This is a genomic window from Thalassobacterium sedimentorum, assembly GCF_031127905.1.
Classification (GTDB): domain Bacteria; phylum Verrucomicrobiota; class Verrucomicrobiia; order Opitutales; family Coraliomargaritaceae; genus Thalassobacterium; species Thalassobacterium sedimentorum.
Genome location: NZ_JARXIC010000118.1, coordinates 1 through 666 on the forward strand (window position 1 = coordinate 1; position 666 = coordinate 666).

1 protein-coding gene is annotated in these 666 nt (G+C 45.3%); it reads left to right on the forward strand.

Translation table 11 applies throughout. The annotated features are described in order from the left end of the window. Window positions 1-108 precede the first annotated feature (108 nt). A complete protein-coding gene (locus tag QEH59_RS18655; protein WP_308986899.1) occupies window positions 109-471 on the forward strand; it encodes an SHOCT domain-containing protein in 363 nt (120 codons plus the stop codon). Window positions 472-666 lie beyond the last annotated feature (195 nt).

A 666-nucleotide genomic window follows, 5' to 3' on the forward strand; every position in this document is an offset into this window, starting at 1 on the left:
AATGCCTAAAACTACTAACCCGAAGGAGCCTATCCAGACGCACTAGCCAATGCCTTTCGCGCTCCGCGCTACAGGCATCGGCTATGCTCCACGATCTACCGAATAAAAATGAAAACTAAAGGAAGAATCAAACCCAGCAAGCCAGCAGCCTTTGGACAAATGCTCGGATGTGGAGTTTTCGCCATTATTGGTCTCACAGTGATTATTCCTATGATCGAAAAAGAAGGAGGTCCGATGTGGATTGGAGTCCTCTGGACATTTGGAACAGCGATAGGGGCAGTTTTTGGAGCCTATAACTTTTTCTCGGAAGAAGGAATAGCGACTGAAGAATTCAGCTACACATCAGAAACACCGAAGTCGGAGCCAAGCATCGAAAGTCGACTCAGAAAACTAGATGAATTAAAGTCCAAAAAACTAATCAATGACCATGAATATGAGTCGAAGCGTTCGGAGCTGTTAAACCAACTCTGAGCAGATCCAGGCAGTAGTGGACAACTCCGTTCGTGCCTCACTCCGTGCCACACTTTGACGTTCACCGAAATAAAATGAGCAAAGCATATAAGGCACTTTTGGCATTAAAACGGAATTTCTATGGAACGATAATCCTCGGACTTCTGCTACCTGTTTGCGCATCGGAGATGCTTGAAACAGATCCTAAAACAGCTG